This window comes from Algoriphagus aestuariicola (assembly GCF_017254835.1).
GTDB classification, from domain to species: domain Bacteria; phylum Bacteroidota; class Bacteroidia; order Cytophagales; family Cyclobacteriaceae; genus Algoriphagus; species Algoriphagus aestuariicola.
Genome location: NZ_JAFKCW010000001.1, coordinates 1,380,290 through 1,403,838, shown reverse-complemented (window position 1 = coordinate 1,403,838; position 23,549 = coordinate 1,380,290). Strand labels below are relative to the sequence as shown.

The following is a 23,549-nucleotide window of genomic DNA, read 5'->3' as shown; positions in this document are numbered from 1 at the left end:
TTTATGCATCCTTGAAATCTGCTCAGGGCGACCGCTCTGCCACCCTGAGCAGAGTCGGAAACTTTTAAAGAGATGTTTAACAACAGGTCAAAACCATTAGTTTTTTGAAAAGTCTTTAACCAAAACTCCCATGCATCCAGCCCTCGAAATCACTCAAACACTTCACTCATCACCCGATCAGGTTTTCGATATGTTCTCCACCAAAGAACATCTGATCAACTGGTGGGGGCCCAAAGGCATGGAGATGGAGATCAAAACCTTTGATTTCCGTTCAGATGGAATATTCCATTATGTGCTTAAGGCTGGCAATGGCTTCGAGATGTGGGGCAAATTCACTTACCTCGAAATCGAAAAACCGCATCGGATTGTCTTGTTGAACGCCTTTTCCAATTCCGAAGGCGAGACCATCAATGCACCGGAAGTTCCTTTTGGCGCCGACTGGCCACTGGAAATGTGGACCGAATATACGTTTACCTCTGATGGAAAGGGCTGCCGACTCAAGCTTACCTCCTATCCACATCAGGCTTCGGAGGCTTCCCAGGAACTTTTTTTCCAAAATCATGGGAATATGAAACAGGGCTTCAAAGGCACCTTCGAGAAGCTTGAAGCCTATTTATTGGAACTCGGAGGCTGAGATTTGCGCATAAAATCCTAACTTAAGTTATCCTCATCAATAGATAAGAGCCAGATGACACATGCCTCCACAATCGACCCGGGTACTGCTGCATTTTTAAGTTTCCTGATTCCTGGTTGGGGTCAGTTTCGCAGAGGCAATAAACTACAGGGATTGATCTGGTTTGTCGTTGTGATCGCCGGCTATTTTCTGCTGATTGTTCCGGGTGTTATTTTGCATCTTATATGTATTCTCGAAGCATATTGGAGGGAGTAAGCCTTTGGAATAAAACTCTATCAACTTGTCTTGCGAGACAGCACATTTTCGCTTTTTTCATTGCAAGGTTCAGCTTTGGGATGTTCCCTAGTCAACCTTGTCCTTGCCGTAGATAGGCAGTTTGATTGCCGCATAGACGTCTGTGGTTCTGGATTTTTTGGAAATCGCATTGGTTAAAATAGAGCCAGAACCTACGAGCACTGGACCCATTCTCAGTCCCAGACCCCAAGAAGGCGTGGAGTCATACTGCCTCCAACTGATCGGACTGTATATACTCAGCCAGCGCATCTCCAATCGAGGAGTGATGGTGGTGGTGTTGATCACACGGCTCACAGGAATGCCGCCGTCCTTACTCAAGGCCAGCCCTGCCTGTGCGCTTAGGTATAAACGATGGTTTATCCCATAGTCTACAAAGAGTTGTAGAGAAGTGGGCAAACCCAGCTTCCCTTCGAAAGGCCTCTCAGTCCCAGCGAAGTTGTCTTCCAGCACCTCCTGAAAATCCTTTTCCTCAAACTCATCGGCCGTAATGGTAGCGTCCATAGTATAGTTGATACGATAGCCGTCATGATATTTCACCGAGCCGATATCCAAAACGGATACTCCCGCCCTGAGCTTGTAGTCGTCTCCTACGGTATTCCCCTTGAGTTCGTAGATGAATCCCAGGTCTACCGCAAAACCCGGCTGAATCTCTGAAAAACCGATGTCCTCCGAGTCAAAGCCTACTGAGTAGCCGTAATCCAGGGTACCACCAGTAGTCACCATGTCATTCGAAGAGTTGAAGTCCGCGCTAAGGAGAGGGCTGTCGCCAAATACTCCTCCAGCTCCCAAGAGGAGCTTCATATTTACACCGGCACTGAAGCTGTGTGTCGCTCTATCCACCAAAAGGCGGGAATAGCCCAAGCCTATTTCCCCCCAGACATGCCCAATTCCGGACAGATCCTCCATCTCCGCATTGAAGTCCACCAATCCCGTCTCCGGATTGGTTACCAGCTCATAAAAGTCTCCATCTACATTGTTCAAGTTGAAAAAACCCCGGGCACGGGTGGTAAGGGAAACCACACTCATCTCGTTAAGTCTCATGAGCATAGAGGGACCGAGCACGTCGACGTTTCCAAAAAAGTTGTTATCAGGGAGGGGATTTGTATCTAGGTCTTCGTCCACATCGAAACCCTCTACAAGGCTTCCTAGATCGCTCAAGTCGATCGATAGATAGTCACTCCCTACAAAGGAAGATGCAGAGATCAGATTGATGTCCAGTTTAGTACGGGATAGCGATCCCAGTGCGGGATTAAGCGTCAGGGACTGCACGCCCATCCGACTGTCAATCTGGGCTCCGACGAAGTTTTGGCCCAAGCCCGGCAAGGAAAAAAGCACACCTGAGAGGAGGAGTATTGTTTTTTTCATAAACAAAAGGGAGGAAAATTGATTAAAGGTTGGACGATTGTAGGTTAAACTTCGGAATATAAATCCAACCCGACCTATTGCCAAAGGATTAGTCGTGAAAATACACTGTCAGTGAGACAAAAAAATCGCTTTGTTTTCCCATCCCCAGTGATGTTTTGTCGGATTTCCCATCTACGGAGACACCTCTATGCCTTGTTACTTTGCCGAACTTTGACCATCTTTCTCAGCTTCAGTTTCTTAGTTCGATGATCCGAACGCGGAAATTATAGCCTCTAAACCCAAAGCCATATAAGCTACTAGCCGTAAATGAAGCTCGAGCAAGCTACCATTAAAGACATTGCCAGGGAGCTCAACCTCTCTGCGTCCACTGTATCCAGGGCACTCAAAAACTATCCGGGAATCAACAGTGAAACCAAACGCAAAGTGAAGGCTATGGCCGAAAAGCTAAACTATAGGCCAAATGCGATTGCGCTTTCACTACGCCATAGTCGGTCTTTTACCATCGGAGTGATCATCCCGGAGGTCGTCCACTTTTTTTTCTCGACAGTCATTAGCGGAATCGAAGAAGAAGCCTTTTCGAGGGGGTACAATGTGATCTTAACCCAGACCAACGAAAAGCTCATCCGGGAAAAATCAAGCATCAATACCATGCTTTCCAACCAGATAGACGGCGTATTGATCAGCTACTCCAAGGAAACCACCGATTTTGAACATTTCAGCAATCTGATAGACAAGGGCTTTCCCATCGTTTTTTTTGACCGCGTTCCCGAAATCCCCAAAGCCATCACCGTCACCGTTGACGACTTTGGCGGAGCCTTCGAAGCCACCAAGCATTTGGTGGAACAAGGCTACCGCAACATCGTCCACCTGGCCGGTCCCCCAAACTTGAAAATCTCCAGGGAAAGGTCGGAGGGCTACCAAGCTGCTCTTAGAGAATCTGGCATCACCCCAGACCCAGCCATGATCGTTCCATGTCCCTTGGGCACGAATGCGGAGGCACAGCAGGTTGTGTCAAAGCTCCTACATACCCTAAAGAAGAAACCGGATGCATTTTTCGCACACAACGACATGTCCGCAGTAGGGGCCATGATGGCTTGCAAGGAAGCGGGACTACAAGTCCCGTCAGAAGTGGGCATCGTCGGGTTCAGCAATTGGCAGTTCTGTTCCATGGTTGATCCTACGCTCTCCTCTGTTTATCAGCCCGGCTTTGAAATGGGGGTAAAATCTACACAGCTATTGCTGGACTGGATTGAAAAGAAGTTTGATCCGGAAAAATCGGAAATTTCCTCTGTATTAGTCACCGAGTTAATCACCCGGCAATCCTCTGTACGCTAAAATCCATTTTTAATCAAAAAAATCACTTGGGCATTGCAAACGTTTGAATAGCCCAAATACTGCAGACAGGGTATTTTCTAAGAAAAAGGGGTGATGAAAGGGGATTTACGGCCCCTCGTTATTTCGAGTTTCCTCTCTAATTTAGTGCGGATCCATCGCAACTTCTGACTTTACGCGCTAATGACCCCACCCAGCCCTTCCCCTAGATTTTCCCGCAACTCTTCCCGACATTGTGGGTTTGGAGCGGTCAGCGAATGGAGCCAAACCGTAGATGGCCTCACAGGCAAGGGCAGCTCCGCCCATTTCAGGATCACGGTCTATAATGCAGGGATAATCCGGGTTCAAGCAGGACTTCACGACGGCTTCGAAACCAACCCCTATTCGGTCATTGCCCAGCCGGAGAATACAGACTTTAAGCTGGAAGTGCAGGAATCCCAAATCCTACTCACCACTGCACAGTTGCATCTGAAGATCGACTTAACGGCCCTTTCAATGTCATTTTTTGACCTTTCGGGCAATCTCCTCAATGCTGACGATTCCCTGGGTATCTCTTGGATAGGCACCGAAGTCACTGCCTACAAGCAGGTTCAGCCCAAAGAGAAATTTATAGGGCTCGGCGAAAAAACTGGCAATATGGACCGATCTGGCAAAGCCTTTACCAATTGGAACACGGACTATTTTGCCTACGGGGTCGGCGATGATCCGCTCTACCTGAGCATCCCTTTTTACATGGGAATCCACGAAAAAGGCCAGTATGGGATCTTTTTTGACAACACACATAAGACCGTGTTCAACTTTGGCGCTTCTACCAATCGCTTTGTGTATTTCAGCGCCGAGGATGGCGACATGGATTATTATTTTATCCACCAACCAACCGTCCCAGAAATAATTGGGTCTTACACGTGGTTGACGGGAAGGATGTCTCTTCCGCCCAAATGGGCCTTAGGCTTTCAACAGTGTCGATATTCCTACTATCCAGACTCGGAGGTATTTACTCTTGCGCAGACTTTTCGGGATAAAAATATGCCTGCGGATGTGATCTATCTAGACATCCATCACATGGAAAGCTACAAGGTATTTACCTTTGATGGGGAAAAATTCAGCGATCCAAAGGCAATGATCGCCCGTCTGAAAGAAAAAGGGTTCAAGGTTGTAGTCATCATGGATCCTGGAATCAAAACCCAAAAAGGATATGGCCCTTATGAGGAAGGATTAAAAAACGATCTTTTTGTAAAATATCCAGACGGGGAGATTTATGAAGCTCAAGTCTGGCCTGGCTGGTGCGCCTTCCCTGACTTTACAAAACCGGAAACCAGAGGCTGGTGGGCGGAAAAAATGGCGTTTTACACCGATGCTGGCGTGGAGGGGTTTTGGACCGACATGAACGAGCCCGCCTCTTGGGGGCAGTTTACGCCTAACCTGATCGAGTTTGAATTTGACGGTAAAAAATCCTCCCATCGTAAAGCCCGAAACATCTACGGCATGCAGATGGCACGCAGCGCACAGGAGGGAGCTCATTTGCAAAACCCCAAAAAACGGCCTTTCGTGCTTACTCGAGCAGGTTTTTCAGGAATCCAACGCTATGCCGCAGCCTGGACTGGAGACAACGTAGCTTCCGAGGAACACATGCTCGCAGGAGTCAGCCTAGTCAATAGCTTAGGTATGAGCGGTGTCGCTTTCGCTGGATACGACGTGGGAGGTTTTGCTGGGGAGGCGAGCAAATCGCTTTTTGCGAGATGGATGAGCATCGGCGCATTTGCCCCTTTCTATCGGGCGCATTCCATGATCAACAGCAACGATGCCGAGCCTTGGGCATTTGGTGAGGAGGTGGAGGAGATCAGCCGAAACTATATGAAAATCAGATATAGGATAATCCCCACACTTTATAGCAAATTTTACCTTGCCAGCATCTCCGGTCTCCCGATTTGCGAAAGCCTGGCCCTGCGATATCCCAATGACCCAAATGTTTACCTTTCGGCTTACCAAAACCAATACCTCTTTTGTGGTTGCCTGCTGGTAGCTCCAGTGGAAAGCACCAAATCCATCACCAAAGTGTACCTGCCAGACGGTGAATGGTATTACCTATATTCTGATGAAATTCACTCTGGCAACCAGACCATCTACCAAGACTGCCCGCTCAACTATCTGCCAGTCTATGCCAAGGGCGGACAGCTGTTCACCTCCCAGTCCGACGTAGAACACACCGGGCAGGCCCACGACGGCACACTTCGCATTCACCTCTACAAGGGAAGCTCTCCCTCCGCGTATATCCACTACGAAGATGAGGGTGAGGGCTTAGACTATCAGTCCGATAAATATTTTCGAAGAAAAATCAGCTACAATCCTACGACCGAATCCCTACATTTTGAAGCCTCAGAGGGAAGCTATCCCAGCGACTTTAAAAAAATCCGACTCTATCTCCATGGTTTTGCATGCAGGAGTGTAGAACTCGCAGGAAAAAGCGTAGCGCTTTCGCAGGAAAACTTCTCCTTTCTGGGAAAATTGACCGAATTCGACCCACTTCCCGAAATGGACCACCCCTATTTCGAAATCAAGAACCTACCCTACTTGGACTTCGGCCACTTGCCTGGGTCATTTGAAGTCAAGGGGCTCAAGTAAGCCGTTTTCCCAAAATTCCAACCCAATAAACCTAAATGAAACAACCTAAAAGAAACCTGAGTTTCTGGCAAATCTGGAACATGAGTTTCGGATTTCTCGGAATCCAGTTCGGATTCGCTTTGCAAGGCGGGTTCATGTCAAGGATCTTTCAGACGCTAGGAGCTGACAAGGACGCCATTCCCTTTCTCTGGATAGCCGCTCCACTTACGGGACTTCTTGTGCAGCCGATCGTGGGACATCTGAGCGATCGCACTTGGCATCCGCGGTTCGGCAGGCGGAAGCCATTCTTCTTTGTTGGTGCTGTTCTGAGTACTATTGCGCTTTTTTTCGCTCCATACTCCTCCGCGCTCTGGATGGCCGCCGGAGCCCTGTGGATCTTGGATGCTTCGATCAATATCTCCATGGAGCCTTTCCGCGCTTTAGTTGCTGACAAACTTCCCGATTCCCAGCGAAGCTACGGCTTTGTGGTCCAGACCCTGATCATCGGCATCGGAACATGGGTCGCCTCAAATCTCCCTTGGCTGATGACCTGGCTTGGAGCTTCCAACACCGCGGAGCCCGGAGTAGTCCCAGATTCGGTCAAGTATGCCTTTGCAATCGGCGCGTTTGTCCTTTTCACCTCCATACTCTATACCATATTGACAACCGAGGAACATCCCCCGGAGGATCAGGCTGAATTTGAAAAAGAAAGATCACTGAATACGGGATTTCTAGCCGGATTTGGGGAAATCCTGAAGAATATCGCGGAAATGCCCAAGGTGATGAAGCAGCTTGGAGTGGTACAGTTTTTTTCTTGGTTCGCCTTTTTCACCATGTGGAGTTTTGCCACTCCGGCGATCACCTCGCACATCTTTGGCGCCACAGACACCACTTCCGCTGCCTATAACGATGCCGCCGACAGCGTCGGCACTTACCTGGGCACCTACGGGCTGGTCTCGATGTTCTATGCCTTGATCCTTGCCTTTGTGGCATCCAGGATCAAAATCAACCGAAAACTACTTCATCTCGTCAGTTTAATTTCGGGTGGAATCGGATTCATTTTGATCTATTTCATCACGGAAACTTGGATGTTACACCTTTGTTTTGGGCTCGTTGGGATTGCTTGGGCGAGTATATTATCGATGCCCTATGCCATGCTTTCGGGCTCGGTCGAGCCGAAGAAAATGGGCGTGTACATGGGAATATTCAACATGTTCATCGTACTGCCCCAAATCGTGGCGGCGCTGGGCGGAGTCAATTTCCTCTACAAGCTAATCTTTGGCGAAGCAGTGATCAACACGATGCTACTTGCGGGAACCCTACTGATCCTGGCTGGGCTTTCCAACCTCCTGATCACAGATCGACGTGCCACCCACGACTGATAAACTCCAAGAAACCACAAAAGCCGTCTACATCTTGTACGGCTTTTCTATTTTTGTCCCAAACTCAACAGAATGAAAACTCTTCGCATCATAGGCGTTCCAGAACATTTTAACTTCCCTTTTCGGCTTTTGGAAAAAGAACAGCCCTTGGCTGACCAAGGTGTAAAAATCGAATGGACCGACGAATCGAGGGGATCTGGGCAGATGAACCTGGCGCTCAGAAACGGTGAATCCGACCTCGCAATCCTTCTAACGGAGAGTTTCCTAAAAGATTTCGAGGCTGGAAATCCCTCCAAGATGATTGGCTTTCACGTCGCGACCCCCCTGATTTGGGGAATCCACGTACGAGCAAACTCTTCTATAGACACGCTAGCTGATGTTGGTGAGAAAAAATTACTAGTCAGCCGATTAGGCTCTGGATCTCATCTGATGGGCTTGGCCCTAGCCAAAAGGGAAGGATGGAATCCTGACGAGCTTTCTTTTGAAATCGTCGGCAACATGGACGGAGCAAAAGCTGCGATGGACGCCGGCCACGAGGGAATTTTTCTGTGGGAAAAATATACCACGGCACCCATGGTCAAGAACGGTACGATGAAGCGGATAGGCGAAATCCCTAGCCCTTGGCCCTGCTTTGTGATGGTTGCTTCAGACGAGGCGCTGGAGGAATTTGGAAGCCTGATTTTTCAACTAAGGGATCGTGTCTACGAACTTTCCGCGGAATTGATGGAAAATAAGGACAAGTCCCATACACTGGCTTCATTTTATCAACTCGACCAAGCAGATGTTGAAAAGTGGCTGGATCAAACCAGATGGTGTTCATCGGCCAAAGTATCCAGATCCGAACTGGAAAACGCGATGGAGGCAATGCAGGAATTGGGTATCCTGAAGACACCACTAAGCATTGACCTCTTCTTGGCCACGGATGGCCTGAGAATCGAGGCTTGACTCGGTCCTCGGCAGTTGGACCCAGATCTTGGTCCCATGGCCCGGATGGCTTTCGATGGAGATCTTACCGCCGCTTTTTCTGATAAACTCCTTGGTGAGCTGAAGACCAAGCCCCGAGCCTTTTTCCTTATTGGTGCCCTGCCGGGATCGGGTCAGGGAGTAAGAGTCCGAAAGGATCAGATTGATCTGTTCCTCCGTCATCCCCAGCCCTTGATCTTGCACACACCAATACACCCACTCCGGATCCCGTTCGGAAAAAATTGTCACGGAGTCTTCGAAATTTGAAAATTTCGCCGCGTTGTTCAGGATATTTCTAACCACGACATCGATCAGATCCTGATCGGCGTATACCTCGACTTTCTGCTCCATGTGGTTGAAAACTGCAAGCTTTTTTTCTTTGAAAGATGCCTGCAGCAGCAGGAGCGCATTGTCAACTACTTCCCTGAGGTCAAAAAGAGCCGGATTGACATGAAACCCCTCCATCTGCGACATGGACCATTTCAACGTGTTGTTAAGGGTGAAATTCACGGAATCGATGTCTCTACTAAGCACATGGAGCAGTTCTTCGAATTCCTCCTTTTCCAAATGCCCAGCCAGAAACATATCCACCACGGACTTGACTTGGGCTATGGGGCCCCGCATGTCGTGTCCCAGGATCGAAAAGAGCTTGTTTTTGGTATTATTCATTTCCTTCAACTGAACGGACTGGTTTTCCAAAACGAGATTTTGCTCTTCGATCCTACGCTGTTGAGCCAAAAGATCCGAATTGATCATGCGTACATTCTTGTTTAGGAAGTACATGCGCACCACCAAAACACCAATCAAGGCCGCCGTAATGGCGAAGAAGATAATATACCTTCGGGAGGTCTCAAGTCGGTAGGCCTGATTTTCGTTTTGGGCCTTCAGCAATTCCAGTTCCGACTCCTTCAGATTGCTTTGAAACATATTCTGCAGCAAAGCCAGCCGGTCGCGGTTAGTCTGGTTCTGCAGCTGATTGTTGAGATCCAAGTAACGGGACTGGTGAAAGAAGGCCTTTTGTATGTCCCCTTGCTTCTCGTACAAGCTAGTCAGATGGCGATGGCTTTTGGATAACTCATCCAAAAAGACGTTTTTCTCGCAGAACTCAACCGAATAAAGCAGCAGCTCTTCTGCCTCTTTAAGTTTCCCATCCAGGAGGAGGGCGTTGCCGAGCCGATGTAGCACACCCGCTTCGAAGGATTTCACATTCTGCTCACGAGCCATTTTCAGCGAGTTCTCGTACAATAGCTGCGCAGAATCGTAGTTACCCTTAGCCAAATAGACGTCGCCAATCACCCGGTGGGCAAAAGATGTCAAATATGGCGAGCCAGCTTCTTCGTTCATTTTGATTGAACGTCTAGCGTACAGCAGTGCCGAGTCAAGTTGGTCGATCTGGGTAAAGTTTAACGCGACGTTGTTTAGGCTTCTGATTCGGGTAGACAGATCCTGCACTTGGGTTGCCAAGTCGTAGCCTTTCTTAAACTGATTGATGGCCATCTGGTAGTCCTGCTGCTCATAGTAGAGCGCCCCCATGTTGTTCATCAGTCGCGCAGCCTGTAGCTTATCGTTGTTTTGAATGGCTATGTCATAGGCCTTTTCAGAAAACTCAAAGGATTGCCGCCATTGGCCCCTGCGGTAGTAGATCCAGCCGATATTTTCCAGTGCACGGCTTTGCCCTGAAGGATCACCGATCTTTTCAGCTAGTGAATCCGCCTCCATCGAATAGGAAAAAGCCTCACTTTGGGAGATTTCTCTCAATTCAGTCCCAAGCAGGTTGAGTAGGTCAAGACGCTCCTTCCCTTCCTTGGTCGCCAAAACCGCTTTGATGCTGTCTACATTTGCCCCTTGGGTAGAGCCCAGGATTGGAAAGGCAAACAGCAAAACAAGAATGAGTAGAATCGGACGACTCACAATTCGGCATTTGATATGGTTATGCTGCAAAATAAGGATAATCAGAAACATAAAAACCGGTCCTGAACTTTTCAGCCTAAAAACGCCTCGATATTAAAGTTTATCCCAATCCCAATCCTTGTTGATCTGAGTAATGGCATGGTGGGCAGTCAGGTCGTATTGGCAAGGCACGATAGACACATAATTGTTGGCAATTGCCCATTCGTCGTTGTCCTCTCCTTTGTCGAAATTGACAAAATTGCCGGCCATCCAAAAATACTTTCGGCCCGTAGGGTCGTAACGCTCCGCGAATTCCTCCTGCCATTTGGCATCTGCTTGGCGGCAGATTTTTATCCCCTTGATGTCTTCGTTGCGCTTTGGGGGAAAGTTCACATTCAGCGCGACTCCCTTGGGGATACCTCTTTCCAAGACCTGACGGGCAATCTTTTCGACCCATTCTTCCACGTGGGAAAAATCCGCTTTGGAAGAGAAATCGCACAGGCTAAAGCCGATGGATGGCAGGCCTTCCAAGGCTCCCTCTATTGCTGCTGACATAGTACCCGAATACAACACTGAAATGGACGTATTGGACCCGTGGTTGATCCCGCTCACGACCAGGTCTGGCGTTCGGTCTTTAAGCACATAATGCTTGGCAAGTTTCACACAATCCGCCGGAGTACCGCTGGACTTGTAAGCCGTCACGTCTTCGAAAATCTCCTCTTCGTAAAGTCTCAGCGTCTCTCCGATCGTGATCGCATGCCCCATGCCTGATTGTGGGCTATCTGGAGCTACCACGACCACTTCTCCGAGTTTTTTCATTACAGAAACGAGAGTGAGGATCCCTTTTGAGGTGATTCCATCATCATTGGAGACGAGGATAAGCGGCTTTGGCATAAAAATCAGTTGTGCAATTCGTTGTAATGGGCGGCAATTCTAAGCAAATCACCCCGCTTATCATGATCCAATCTGTTTTTTTTCATGTAGAGGTCGATCTCATCTTCGTAGCCTGGAAAAAAGGCAATTAAATCTTTCTTATTGAGGCTATACCATTGGATTTCATTGCCTTTGAAAAAGTAATAATCGAAGGTAAGTCTATATCCTGTAATAATCTTAGACTCATTCGAAGGATTCATCCCAATCACTCCCTTTGTCCCCGTATTTCTGTAATTAGTCTCAATATATTCCCTGCACAAAAGCGTGATTTCACTGCCCTCAGTGAGAACCTCAAAGAAAACCGGCGTTTCACTATCGCCATTTAGTTTATAAGAAAGACTATAAAAGCTTCTTAGCCCATCATTTGTTTCGTTATGAATTTCAAAATGACTGACATTGGAGGCTGTAAAGGTAGAAATGGTCTCAGTTTGTAACTGAACCAAATTATTTTCCAGATCATATTTTACCAAGCCTGCATAAGTCTGCCCATCTGTGCCATAGATATTGCCTTTGTACCACATTTGGGAGGGAAAATGATTTTGCGCAAGCAAAGAGAGCGCACCCACAAACAGCAAATTCAGGGTAAATACTGCTTTTTTCAAAGATTCTCTCATGCTTGAATTAGCTCTTTTTTACAAGTAGAGTAAAAATTCCCCTGCTCATTTTTCTTATTATCTCTAAAACGAAACTATTTCAACATGCTATACCCCATTTTGTCACTTTTCTTTTTCAAGCAACTTCATTGATAGGATTGGGCTGAATCTTGATCGGCACTTGTTCGCTAAGCTCCAATCGATATCCGATCGAGCCCACTCTTTTTTGGGGATTATTGAATATCAAACGGTAATCCCACTATCATTCAATGGTATTTAATTCTGCAGATCATTGTAATACGCTGTAATTCTAAGCAAATCACCCCGCTTATCATGCTCCAAACGGTTTTTTTTCATGTAGAGGTTGATCTCATCATCATATCCCGGAAGCATGGCAAAGAGGTCTTTGCGCTTAAGGCTATAGCGCTCCAAACGCCCATTTTTGAAAAAATAATAATTGAACGCCAAGCGGTATCCCGAGTAAGTCTGCGGTCCCCAAAAAGGGTTCATTCCATATGCTCCCCAGCTATTGTTCATCCCTCTGGTATCTGTGGCGATGTACTCCCTACACAGTAAGGCAATGTCATTTCCCTCCGTCAGCACTTCAAAAAAAGTAGGTGTCTCGTATTGTCCGTTGATCGCATAAGGAAGACTGTAAAACTTCCGTACCCCTCCAAATATTTCATCATAAATCTCAAAATTCGAGACATTGGAAGCAGTGAAGGTGTCCACTGTCTCGGTCTGGAGCTGTACCAGGTTATTGTCCAAGTCGTACTTGATCAAGCCCGAAACGGTCGAGCCGTCGTTGAGATAAATATTCCCCTTGTGCCAGATCTGGGAGGGAAATTGGTTGTTCTGAGCTAATACACAAACCAAGCTCAGCAACATGAAACCTAGGGTGAGAATAGTCCTTTTCATGATAATCGTCTTGCTTAGGTAATACGTGCCAAACCAAACGGGGGTTTAGGCTCGTTTTTTTTGGGTTTTTCGGAAACGAGGCACTGGCATTCTTCTATTTGAGAATGTTGTGGCCCATCTTGTCCCTTTTGGTGGTTAGGTATCTTTCATTGTGGGGATTGGGCACGATTTCTATGGGCACCTGCTCGACGATCTCCAATCCATATCCCAAGAGGCCTACCCGCTTCTTGGGGTTGTTTGATATCAGTCGTATCTTGCTGACTCCCAAATCACGCAAGATCTGGGCACCCACTCCGTAGTCCCTGCCGTCCATCGGAAGTCCCAAGGCAACATTTGCCTGTACGGTATCCATGCCCTGCTCTTGGAGCTTGTAGGCTTTCAGCTTATTGATGAGTCCTATTCCACGGCCTTCTTGGTTCATATAGAGGACGACCCCTTTGCCTTCCTTTTCCACCATTTCCATGGCGGAATGCAGCTGGGGCCCGCAATCACATCGACAGCTCCCAAAGATGTCTCCAGTCACGCATGAAGAATGCACTCTTACCAAAATTGGCTCGTTAGGTTCCCAAGTGCCTTTGATCAAGGCCATGTGTATCTCTTGGGTATTGGTCTGTCTGAATGCAATAAGATCAAAGTTTCCCCAAGTTGTGGGCAGCTCCACTCCTATCTCACGCTTGATCAGAGACTCATTTCTCAACCTGTAGGCGATGAGGTCTTTGATCGACACCAGCTTTAAATTGAAACGTTCGGCTACTTTCACCAGATCTGGAAGTCGCGCCATGCTCCCGTCTTCATTCATGATCTCCACCAAAACGCCAGCCGGAGCCATTCCTGCCAGCCTTGCAAAATCTATTGCCGCTTCGGTATGCCCCGCTCTGCGGATGACCCCACCACGCTTGGCTTTCAGGGGAAAAATATGACCCGGCTTCCCCAGCTCACTTGGGTGGATAGAATCGTCGATCAGAGCCTTGATCGTCTTGGCGCGGTCGGAGGCGGATATTCCCGTCGTGCAGCCGTGGCCGATCAGGTCTACGGACACGGTGAAGGGGGTTTCAAAGGCTGCGGTGTTATTGCCAACCATCAGCTCGAGACCGAGCTGATCGCAACGGTCTTCAATCAATGGGGCACAAATCAAGCCACGGCCGTGAGTTGCCATGAAATTGATGATCTCTGGGGTAATCTTCTCAGCGGCACAGATAAAATCCCCTTCGTTCTCGCGGTCTTCGTCATCCACGACAATGATTACTTCGCCGTTTTTGATGGCTTCGATGGCGTCTTCTATCGGGTCTAGCTGGTAGGTTTCCACTTGGGTAGGATTTGAATTCATGAATAGGGGCGCAATTTAGTCGCTTTCATCTTAAAACAGGGAATGGCCAAAGAAAGTTTGGTATTATCCAATCACTATTCCGAGCTCCTTATCGATCTCGAGCTGAACTTTCTTCAGCTCAAAATAAACCTGCTGGAGTTCCAACACTTTTCCCTCTTCAGCGGCCTCATGCTCGGCGGTCTTGATTTTTTGCTTGGCTTCATCCATCATTTTGTGGACCAGTCTTCTTTTCAGCCGCAGGATTGACTTAAAAGCCGTTCCCGCCAGGTCGTCCGACTCAGTATTGATGAAGATCTGGTGGCGCTCATGCCAATGAACCGATACTTCATGCCGTGGAGTGACCAAATCGATAGTCACCTGCCTGACTTCCAAATCGCGCTGGGACACAAAAAAATCAGTATTTGGTATCTCGCCTTTGGCCAGACATTCCCTATAGATATCCAAAATCTTCTGATAAATCGGAGTATGAAACTGTATGTCACCAGTCTCGGAAAGAAGATATTCGCAGAGGTGCAGCTCCTCGTGATCCAGCTTTTGCCAGCCATAATTGAGAAGCAGCCTGATCGTTTCCTTCTCTTGAAGTCTCAGTGTATCCTCAACGGAGGTTTGACTATTGGTCGGGATCAGCTCTTCGAGCATTTCCTCAGCTTCAGCTTCTTCCTTTGCCTTCTGAAAATTCTCCTTACTATTCTTAATGAAAGACTTATTCAGCTCTGCGTGAATGATTTCTTCCTCAATTTGGAGCAAACCGGAGGCTTCTTTTGCATAAACCGAACGGACGATAGGATCGGGAATTTTCCCGATACTTTGGACAATCTCCCGGATCACCTCAGCCTTTCGGATCGGATCCTTGGCAAACTCATCCTTGTACAAGCCGATCTTGAAGCCAATGAAATCCCTGCTATTCTCTTTCAGGTAATCCTGAAAAGCCTGGGAACCGACTTTCCGAGAAAAGCTGTCGGGATCTTCCCCGTCCGGGAAAACCACGGCCTTGACATTGAGCCCTCCCTCCAGAAGCAAGTCTATCCCACGGATAGAAGCCTTAATCCCAGCCGGGTCTCCATCGTACAAAACGGTAACCTGATTGGTAAAACGCTTAATTAGCTTGATTTGCCCGTCCGTGAGTGAAGTACCTGAGGAAGCCGCGACGTTTTCAATGCCAGAAAGATGCATTGAAATCACGTCAGTGTAGCCCTCTACCAGGAAGCAGTTGTCCAGATCCCTGATGGCTTTTTTGGCCTGGTAGATCCCATAGAGCACGTCACTTTTGTGATAGATCGGTGTCTCCGGAGAGTTGATGTACTTGGGTTGGTTTTTGTCCTTGGTGAGAATCCGCGCGCCAAACCCGATCGGCTTCCCACTAATGTTGTGAATGGTAAAGGTCACCCGACCTCGGAAGCGGTCGTATGTTCGGCTTGCATCTCCCTCCCGCTGGAGAATCAATCCTGCTTTGAGCAGAATTTCCTCCTGAAATCCGGCAGCTTTTGCGGCTTTCATCAATTGATCCCAACCGTCCAACGCATAGCCAAGGTCAAACTTCTCGATGATCTGCGGTGTAAAACCCCGCTCCTTGAAGTAGCTCAAACCAATGGATCGTCCCTCTTCGGTCTGAAGGTTTTTTACAAAAAAATCCTTTGCAAAATTCAGGGCAATAAAAAGGCTTTCCCGCTCACTCTGCTCCTGGTTTTGTTCCGGAGTACGGGTCTCGTCTTCTTCGACCTCTATCCCATATTTCCCTGCCAGATGCCGGATCGCTTCCTGAAAGCCAACCCCCTCGATATCCATGATAAATTGGATTGGATCGCCAGCCTTGCTACAGCCGAAGCATTTATAGATTTGTTTGGAGGGTGAAACTGAGAATGAAGGCGACTTTTCGCCATGGAAAGGACAGCAAGCCCACATGTTCTGCCCTTTCTTTTTCAAAGGGACATAGTCACCCACCACCTCGACGATATCGGCCCGTTCCTTTACTTTGTCTGTTGTCAGCTTACTTATTCCCATGATAATCGAAAGTAGACAAAGTTAAGGGCTGCAGGTAGAATTAATGGGAGAAATCGGCAGAACTATTTCCCCTTTGCTGGAGTTGTCCCTTACCGGGAGTCAAAAGTGGTTTCATAAAGCCACATTCTTGGAGTAACTTGCCAAAAATTTAGAATTACGAATGCAATTGACTGCAGAATCCATCCGAAAATCGCTTTCCAGAGTTCAGGACCCAGACCTTAAAAAGGATTTGGTCACGTTGGGAATGATTCAGGGCATCCATATAGAGGACAAAAAAGTGAGCTTCAAGGTTGTCTTGACCACGCCTGCCTGCCCCTTAAAAGAAGTAATCAAAAACAATTGCATCGAAGCGCTTCAGGAGGACCATGGCAAGGGGTGGGATTGGGACATTACCATGACTTCTCAAGTCACCACGGTCAGAGATGCCGCCCCTATACTGCCCGAGGTAAAAAACATCATTGCGATCGCATCAGGGAAAGGCGGAGTGGGAAAGTCTACCACCGCCGTAAATTTGGCCGTTGCCCTAGCTGAGCTTGGCGCCAAAGTGGGACTTGTCGATGCCGATATTTCGGGTCCGTCTATTCCGACCATGTTCAATGTGGAAGGCGAACAACCTACGGTTAAAAAGGTCAAAGACAAAAACATCATCGTACCCATCACGCAATATGGTGTCAAACTGATGTCCATTGGATTTTTGACCCCTAGTGACAGTGCCGTAGTTTGGAGGGGCCCCATGGCAAGCTCCGCCTTGAGGCAATTTATCTCTGATGTGGAATGGGGCGAACTGGACTATCTGCTGATTGACCTACCTCCGGGTACCTCGGACATACACCTGACGATGGTTCAGACTGTCCCAGTGACCGGTGCTGTAATCGTGACCACTCCCCAAAAAGTAGCCTTAGCTGACGCAAACAAGGGCCTTTCTATGTTCAGACAGCCCCAAATTAACGTACCTGTCTTAGGTGTTGTTGAAAATATGGCTTACTTTACGCCTGCGGAATTGCCCGAAAACAAATACTACATCTTCGGCAAAGAGGGAGGTAAAAAGCTGGCCGAGAAATACGCGGTACCGTTTCTAGGTGAGATTCCCATCGTGCAAAGCATCAGAGAAAGCGGCGACACAGGATACCCTGCTGTGTTGAAAAACGGCCAGACCAAGGATGCGTATATGGAGTTGGCCGAGTCTGTTGCCCGCCAGGTGGCAATTCGGAATGCTTCAATCGAAAAAACGTCAATTGTAGAAGTAAAAGCATAAGCAATAATGGAAGCTGGACTGAGAGAAAAAATTGAATTCGCCCTAGACACGATCAGGCCCTATCTGGAGGCAGACGGCGGTAATGTGCGCATCGTTGAACTCACTGACGATTTGGTCTTGAAAATCGAAATGATGGGTAATTGTGGTTCATGCCCCATGTCAACGATGACCTTGAAAGCTGGAGTGGAAGAGGCTATCAAACGAGCAATCCCCGAAATCACCCGGGTGGAAGCCGTCAATCTAACTGTAGCCTGATTTCCCTCTGAATGAAAAAAGGTTTCCGGGTTATTGGCTTAATCCTATTGATCAAGGGATTGACTTTCCTGTCGGCTGATTCCTTTGGACAAAAGATCACATCCCTGGATCCCTCTTCGGTGCCCGGGACTTCAATTGCCCATTCCCATTCCGAAAAATGTGCCCACACGCTGATTCAAGCAAGAATTGAAAAAGAAATGGGGTACTTCGGTTCGGAAGGATTCTTCGAAGATTGGATAGACCAAAAAATCGAAATCCGGAAAACGGTTCCACAGATTGCTCGCCTACAGGAAGACCCGCGTCTCATACCAGTAGTAGTCCATGTCATCCACAATGGCACCTCAGTGGGCACCGGAGCCAATATTCCAGACTCACAGATTTTGGAACAAATCCGGATTTTGAATGAGGATTTCCGACGACTCAATGCAGATGCTAGCCTTACCCCAGCTGAATTTCTTCCAGTCGCAGCTGACGCAAACATAGAATTTGTACTTGCCAAGCAGGATCCGGACGGTCTTCCTACCTCAGGAATCGTGCGAGTACAAGGAAGTAAAAGCACTTACGACCCAAATTCAGACGCCACGCTGATCGGACAAACCAGTCAGTGGAATCCGGACGAATACATGAATATCTGGGTGGTCCCATTGGTTTCCCCCTACATAGGATACGCTACCTTTCCCCTATCCGACCTCCCCGGGCTTAATTTCTCCCCCACTCCAGCAAACATCGACGGCGTCACAATAGACTACCGGTACTTTGGAGCGGGAGGCAGTGCGGTTTCAGCTTCTCTAGGCAGAACCGCCACCCACGAGGTTGGCCATTACTTTGGGCTACGCCACATTTGGGGCGATGGAGGCTGCGATGTGGACGATTTCGTCACTGACACGCCAATCCAAGACGCTTCCAACAACCTGTGCAACAGCAATCCAAGCAAAACTTCCTGTGGAGTAAGCAACATGATCCAAAACTTCATGGATTATACACCGGACGCTTGCATGAATTTGTTTACCAACGGCCAAATTGAACGGTTCAATGTAGTTTTGGAAAACAGCCCCCGCAGAGTTACTCTAGTCAATAACCGGGCTACCCAAGAGCCTGTCTTGGCCGAACGCGACTTGTCCTTGGCCCAGATCCTACAGCCCGTCGATGCCATCTGTGAACTCACTGTGGTTCCGCAGGTTGTGGTCCAAAATGCAGGTACAGGCCGAGTAACTTCAGCAAGAGTGGAGTTTAGAAACAATGGAGTGTTGATCGAAAACAGACGTTTTGCAGTGAACCTGGAAACCGGCGAACAAGCTATCCTTACCTTCAGCTCCTACCAACTCCAGCCAAGCAATAATTTTGTCCAGTTTGAAATCACCCAGGTAAATGACCAAGGTGACGAAAACGCCGAAAACAACTCCCTGAGCTCCAGCCCTGTTCTACAGGGAGAAATCAGCCTTCCATATACATTCGATCCACAAAACTTCCCCGGCGACTGGGTTGTATCCAATCCCGACCAAAGCATGACTTGGCGGAACACAAGCCTTACCCTGAATGGACAAAACCAACAGGCGGTGTACTTCCGCAACTACGAGTACGAGGCACCGGGACAATACGACTATTTCATCTCTCCCATCATCGATCTCGACAGATACCCCAATGCACAACTCGTTTTCGAAGTTGCCCACGCCCCCTATGACCAGGCCGGCTACGAAGACGAATTGCTGATTTCCGTGTCGGAGGACTGTAGCGCCAATTTTGATTTGGTTGATGTCAAGTATCAAAAATCGGGAGTCAGGTTGGAGACATCCCCTTCTACCATTGAAGAATTCATCCCTACCTCAACAGATCAATTCCGAACCGAAATCTTCAACCTGAGTAGTTTTCAGGGTTTGGGTAAGGTGCGCATTGCCATAGTCAACAAAAATGCCTACGGCAACAATATCTACCTGCGAAATATCCGAATCCTACCTACCGAAGAGCTCAACTACGGCGTGACAATCGAAGAAGTATTGATCCCTACTCCAATCAATACAGGAAGCCACACTGACGAGATCGTGCGGGTTAGCAATAGTGGAAATCTCACCATATCCAAGTTTGTCTTCAACAGGACAAGCAACGTGTCTGTCCCAGAGTCCTATGCAGTTACCGAATTGAACATGGCTCCAGGGGAGGAAGTAGAAGTGGAAGTGCCTAATTCGACCCAGCAAGGAAAAAACAGGCTGCGTTTCTCGGTTTCTGAGCCAAACTTTGATCAAAATGGAGATTCACCAGCTATAGTCAGCAGGTATCATCTGGAAAGTGTCGATTCCATCACCGCACCGTGGAGACAAAAATTCGACAGCAACGGCTTGGGTACTTGGCTTACCATCAACCCAGAAAATGACTTGACAGCTTGGACGGCCAGATCGGTAAGCTCTGACACCGGCTTTGACAATGCTGCGGTACTGGAAAACGGAATTGCCGGAAATAGCTATTGGCTCGGTACGCCTACCTTTGATCTTACCCTGTCTAGCCAAGCCAGCGTATTCTTTGACCTTGCATCCGGTCAGGTAGATCCAGACACTAGGCTTTCACTCCTAGCCAGCAGAGACGGTGGAATGACTTACAGCGAAGTTTGGTCTGCAGCGGGACAGGAACTATCAACCGTCACCGTAGGTGAAGCCAATCCCAACTCCGAAGGCGACTATGCCCGAAAGTATGTTGACCTCAGCAGCATCGCTGGATCTGGCAGCGAAAGGGCACGAATTGCATTTGTATTGACAGTAGCTGGCAGTTCCAACTCCCCCGTCTACTTGGACAATATTGAGCTCTTCCTCAATGCTAATCCTGAGCCAGTCATCCCGACCGAAGGTAGCAGCACGCTTTATCCCAATCCCGCAAGAGATCGCTTCAGCCTCGCATTCAACCTTCCCACGAGAGATGAAGTTACCATACAAATCATTTCGTCCAATGGGAGCATTGTCCATGAAGTGGTGTATCCCGGCACGCTAAACCAGACTTATACCTTCAGCACCGAACTCTTCAGAACTGGGGTGTACCTAATTCGGATCTCCGGAAATTCTCTGGTGGAAATGAAGCGTCTGATTATTAATTAATCTAAAATACGCCGAGGGAACACGCTTCGGCTTGTTTTTTGTCTGAGGGATTGGGTTGTTTTTGACAAATTTGTTCCTCAACCGACCAAAAAACCAGCTATCTTAGACTGACACTATTTCCCGATGAATTCCTTCAATTATTCGATCAAAAAAATCCTGATTAACCTGCTGATCATCATCGCACTCGGCATTCTCTTAGGATTTCTTTTTCTCAAAGTATATCTGCCCCTCTACACCAACCACGGAGAAACGGTCTCCGTACCTGATTTGTCAGGCTATGAGTATCAAGAAGCGAGCAACTTGCTCGAAAACACCGGACTGCAATATGAGGTCTCTCTTGATTCAGGCTTTAGCACCGAGCTCCCTGCCTTGGCTATCCTCAAGCAGATCCCAGCGGCAAACTCCCAAGTGAAAAGCGGAAGAAAGATCTATCTCACTCTGAATGCCCGCAATGCCCCCCTGATCAAGATGCCCAATTTGGTCAACATGCCTTTGAAGAACGTCCAAGAAATCTTGGCCAATATTGGGCTCGAACGAGGCGACATTGTCTATGTACCCGACATCGGCATCAATGTAGTATTGGAGCAGCGATACCGTGGAGTGACTGTCAAAGAAGGATTTGAAATCCCAAAGGGAGCCAGAATCGACCTGACGGTCGGAGATGGCATGGGCAATCAGTTGCTCTTGGTACCGGATTTGACGGGTATGGAGGAGGAAGATGCCGAGTTTCTCATCCTTGGCTATGGCTTGCGGTTAGGGAACAAGAACTTTAGCGAGACGGACTCGGTTGCTGCCGGAAAAATATTCTTACAGGCTCCTCCAGCCGGAACAGAAGTCAGAACTGGCGATTTGATCAATATCTGGATATCCAAAAATTAAGGATTTGAAACACAAGCTTGCACGCTGGATATATTTTTTCTGCTTTGCGATGCTGCTGCTGCAAAGTCAAAGAAGCTTAGCCCAGTTTGTGGAATTCGGCCCGGTGCATCAGGATGGATTTTCGGATCAAAACCGAAACAAGTCCAAAGCCCGAGTTGTGTCGCATAATATATTGCCTTTTTGGGATGATTTTTCCGATGGCATCGACACGCTCCGGTGGACAGTATCCGGTGCATCTTACACCGAGACTATCGGACAGAATGCGCCTTCGTTAGGCCAAATCCTATTCAACGGCGTAGATCAAAATGGCCGCCCCTATTCCCTGCAGATCCGCGACCAAGGGGAGAGCGACTTCCTGAGCAGCAAAGCGTTTGACCTCAGCGCGCTGACAGCATCCCAGCGCGAAAGCCTTTATTTGAGTTTTTTTTGGCAAGCTGGGGGAAAAGCTGAAGCCCCCGATACTAGGGACAGACTGACACTGCAGATATTGGATGCCGCTGGCACTTGGAACACCATTTGGGTCCAGCCAGGAGGTGAAGACCTGGACAGAGAAAACTTCACCCAAGAAATCGTAAAAATCCAGCCGGAGTGGCAGCATGCGGACTTTCAATTCCGCTTCTTTTCCAACGGAAGACAAGTCGGCCCCTTCGACAGCTGGCTGATAGACTATGTCTATTTAGGCTATAACCGAAGCGAAACCGATCTTTTCCACAGGGACAGAGCGCTCACCCGCCGCAACCAGCTCAGCTTGGGAGATTATAGTGCCTATCCACTGGAATTGCTGCAACAAGAGCAAACCGGACTTTGGACCCAAGTGCAAAACGAATTTCTTAACCTGGAAAACCGCTTTCGGGCGATGGAATACTCCATTGACCTAAAGGATAGCCTAGGTAGTCCAATCCTATCCGTCAATGAGGACACACCATTCAACCCCGTGCCCAATGCCTTGGAGAGACGGACTTTTCTCAGTCGAGAATTTGAAGATATCCCACTTCCATCCTCACAGACCGATCTGGTCATCACCACAGCACTGACTTCCGGGGATGGTTTTTTGTTCCAGCTACAAAATGGTGACACGATCCGATATGAGTCGGTGGATTTCCGGAAAAACGATACCGCAAAGACCGTCTTTCCCATTCGTGATTTCTTTGCCTACGACAATGGATCAGCAGACTATTCCGCGGGGATCAACCAACGTTCCGGGCAATTAGCCGTCCTGTTTAACACCCCACAGCCCGTCTACCTCAAAGGGATTTCCATCAACTTTACCAATGCTGCACAGGCTAATCAGGCGCTGGACATCGTGGTTTGGGACGAGCTCGGGCAAAGCCCCCTCTTGGTCAAAGAATCCCTGATTCCGGTAAAGGAGCCGGGCCAGGCTTATTCCTATTATGAACTGGATACCAACCTTCGGGTTTCTGGTCAATTCCATGTGGGCTTTACCCAGTTTTCCAATGATTTTGTCCACGTCGGCTTGGACAAAGTAAATGACCATGGCGAAAAGATATTCTTCAATGTGGGTGGGGGCTGGATACAAAACGAGGAGGTAAAAGGCTCGCTGATGATCCGTCCACACGTCTCTCTGGCACCACCACTTGAAGAAAGCGAACTTCCGAAAGCTAGCTTCCGTATCTACCCCAATCCTACGGTCGACGTCGTACATATTGAGGGGGAATTTGCCGAACTCTTGGTTTTCGACTCCTTTGGAAGGCAGATTTTGTTACCGCGGGAAAAGAACGGTGCCGGAGAAATCATTAATTTTGAAGGACAGCGGCCTGGTATCTACGTTATCAACCTATTTTCAGAATCCGGGCCGCAGTCATTCCGAATTTTAGTCAACAGATAAT

The 23,549-nt window shown here is 48.2% G+C and carries 17 protein-coding genes; 10 read left to right on the top strand and 7 right to left on the bottom strand.

Annotated elements, in window-relative coordinates:
• Nucleotides 1-130 precede the first annotated feature (130 nt).
• The gene (locus J0A67_RS05885) at nt 131-634 is read left to right on the top strand and encodes an SRPBCC family protein (RefSeq protein WP_206568331.1); all 504 of its coding nucleotides are present in this window, start codon (nt 131-133) and stop codon (nt 632-634) included.
• Nucleotides 635-976: 342 nt separating this feature from the next.
• Here the strand turns inward: J0A67_RS05885 and J0A67_RS05880 are convergent, their stop codons facing one another.
• On the bottom strand, nt 977-2,293 hold the full coding sequence (locus J0A67_RS05880) for a DUF5723 family protein (RefSeq protein WP_206568330.1): 1,317 nt from the start codon (nt 2,291-2,293) through the stop codon (nt 977-979).
• Between the two features lie 306 nt (nt 2,294-2,599).
• On the opposite strand from J0A67_RS05880, the gene J0A67_RS05875 reads away from it, so the two are divergent.
• From J0A67_RS05875 to J0A67_RS05860, 4 genes are all read left to right on the top strand, one after another.
• Complete coding sequence (locus J0A67_RS05875; protein ID WP_206568329.1) at nt 2,600-3,628, top strand: LacI family DNA-binding transcriptional regulator; 1,029 nt, start codon at nt 2,600-2,602, stop codon at nt 3,626-3,628.
• A 180-nt stretch (nt 3,629-3,808) separates the two neighbouring features.
• Complete coding sequence (locus J0A67_RS05870) at nt 3,809-6,247, top strand: glycoside hydrolase family 31 protein (protein WP_206568328.1); 2,439 nt, start codon at nt 3,809-3,811, stop codon at nt 6,245-6,247.
• 35 nt (nt 6,248-6,282) lie between these two features.
• Nucleotides 6,283-7,608 (top strand): MFS transporter, encoded by a 1,326-nt coding sequence (locus J0A67_RS05865; RefSeq protein WP_241265073.1) that lies wholly within the window; start codon nt 6,283-6,285, stop codon nt 7,606-7,608.
• Between the two features lie 72 nt (nt 7,609-7,680).
• Nucleotides 7,681-8,553, top strand: coding sequence for an ABC transporter substrate-binding protein (locus J0A67_RS05860; RefSeq protein ID WP_206568327.1), 873 nt, complete (start codon nt 7,681-7,683; stop codon nt 8,551-8,553).
• Here J0A67_RS05860 and J0A67_RS05855 read toward each other — a convergent pair.
• The 6 genes from J0A67_RS05855 to dnaG form a co-directional block, all read right to left on the bottom strand.
• The gene (locus tag J0A67_RS05855) at nt 8,503-10,533 is read right to left on the bottom strand and encodes an ATP-binding protein (protein WP_206568326.1); all 2,031 of its coding nucleotides are present in this window, start codon (nt 10,531-10,533) and stop codon (nt 8,503-8,505) included. The genes J0A67_RS05860 and J0A67_RS05855 overlap by 51 nt on opposite strands.
• Nucleotides 10,534-10,575: 42 nt before the next feature.
• Nucleotides 10,576-11,355 (bottom strand): 5'/3'-nucleotidase SurE, encoded by a 780-nt coding sequence (gene surE / locus J0A67_RS05850; RefSeq protein ID WP_206568325.1) that lies wholly within the window; start codon nt 11,353-11,355, stop codon nt 10,576-10,578.
• A 5-nt stretch (nt 11,356-11,360) separates the two neighbouring features.
• A complete protein-coding gene (locus J0A67_RS05845) occupies nt 11,361-12,008 on the bottom strand; it encodes a hypothetical protein (protein ID WP_206568324.1) in 648 nt (215 codons plus the stop codon).
• 255 nt (nt 12,009-12,263) lie between these two features.
• Nucleotides 12,264-12,905, bottom strand: coding sequence for a hypothetical protein (locus tag J0A67_RS05840; RefSeq protein ID WP_206568323.1), 642 nt, complete (start codon nt 12,903-12,905; stop codon nt 12,264-12,266).
• 94 nt (nt 12,906-12,999) lie between these two features.
• Nucleotides 13,000-14,232: a bifunctional 3,4-dihydroxy-2-butanone-4-phosphate synthase/GTP cyclohydrolase II gene (locus J0A67_RS05835; protein ID WP_206568322.1), complete on the bottom strand. Its 1,233-nt coding sequence runs from the start codon at nt 14,230-14,232 to the stop codon at nt 13,000-13,002.
• Nucleotides 14,233-14,295: 63 nt separating this feature from the next.
• Complete coding sequence (gene dnaG / locus J0A67_RS05830; protein WP_206568321.1) at nt 14,296-16,233, bottom strand: DNA primase; 1,938 nt, start codon at nt 16,231-16,233, stop codon at nt 14,296-14,298.
• A gap of 160 nt (nt 16,234-16,393) precedes the next feature.
• Between dnaG and J0A67_RS05825 the strand changes: the two genes are divergently transcribed.
• From J0A67_RS05825 to J0A67_RS05805, 5 genes are all read left to right on the top strand, one after another.
• A complete protein-coding gene (locus J0A67_RS05825; protein WP_206568320.1) occupies nt 16,394-17,488 on the top strand; it encodes an Mrp/NBP35 family ATP-binding protein in 1,095 nt (364 codons plus the stop codon).
• 6 nt (nt 17,489-17,494) lie between these two features.
• On the top strand, nt 17,495-17,743 hold the full coding sequence (locus J0A67_RS05820) for a NifU family protein (RefSeq protein WP_206568319.1): 249 nt from the start codon (nt 17,495-17,497) through the stop codon (nt 17,741-17,743).
• An 11-nt stretch (nt 17,744-17,754) separates the two neighbouring features.
• On the top strand, nt 17,755-20,823 hold the full coding sequence (locus J0A67_RS05815) for a T9SS-dependent choice-of-anchor J family protein (RefSeq protein WP_206568318.1): 3,069 nt from the start codon (nt 17,755-17,757) through the stop codon (nt 20,821-20,823).
• 123 nt (nt 20,824-20,946) lie between these two features.
• On the top strand, nt 20,947-21,702 hold the full coding sequence (locus J0A67_RS05810; RefSeq protein WP_206568317.1) for a PASTA domain-containing protein: 756 nt from the start codon (nt 20,947-20,949) through the stop codon (nt 21,700-21,702).
• A gap of 4 nt (nt 21,703-21,706) precedes the next feature.
• Nucleotides 21,707-23,548: a T9SS type A sorting domain-containing protein gene (locus J0A67_RS05805; RefSeq protein WP_206568316.1), complete on the top strand. Its 1,842-nt coding sequence runs from the start codon at nt 21,707-21,709 to the stop codon at nt 23,546-23,548.
• Nucleotide 23,549: the final 1 nt, after the last annotated feature.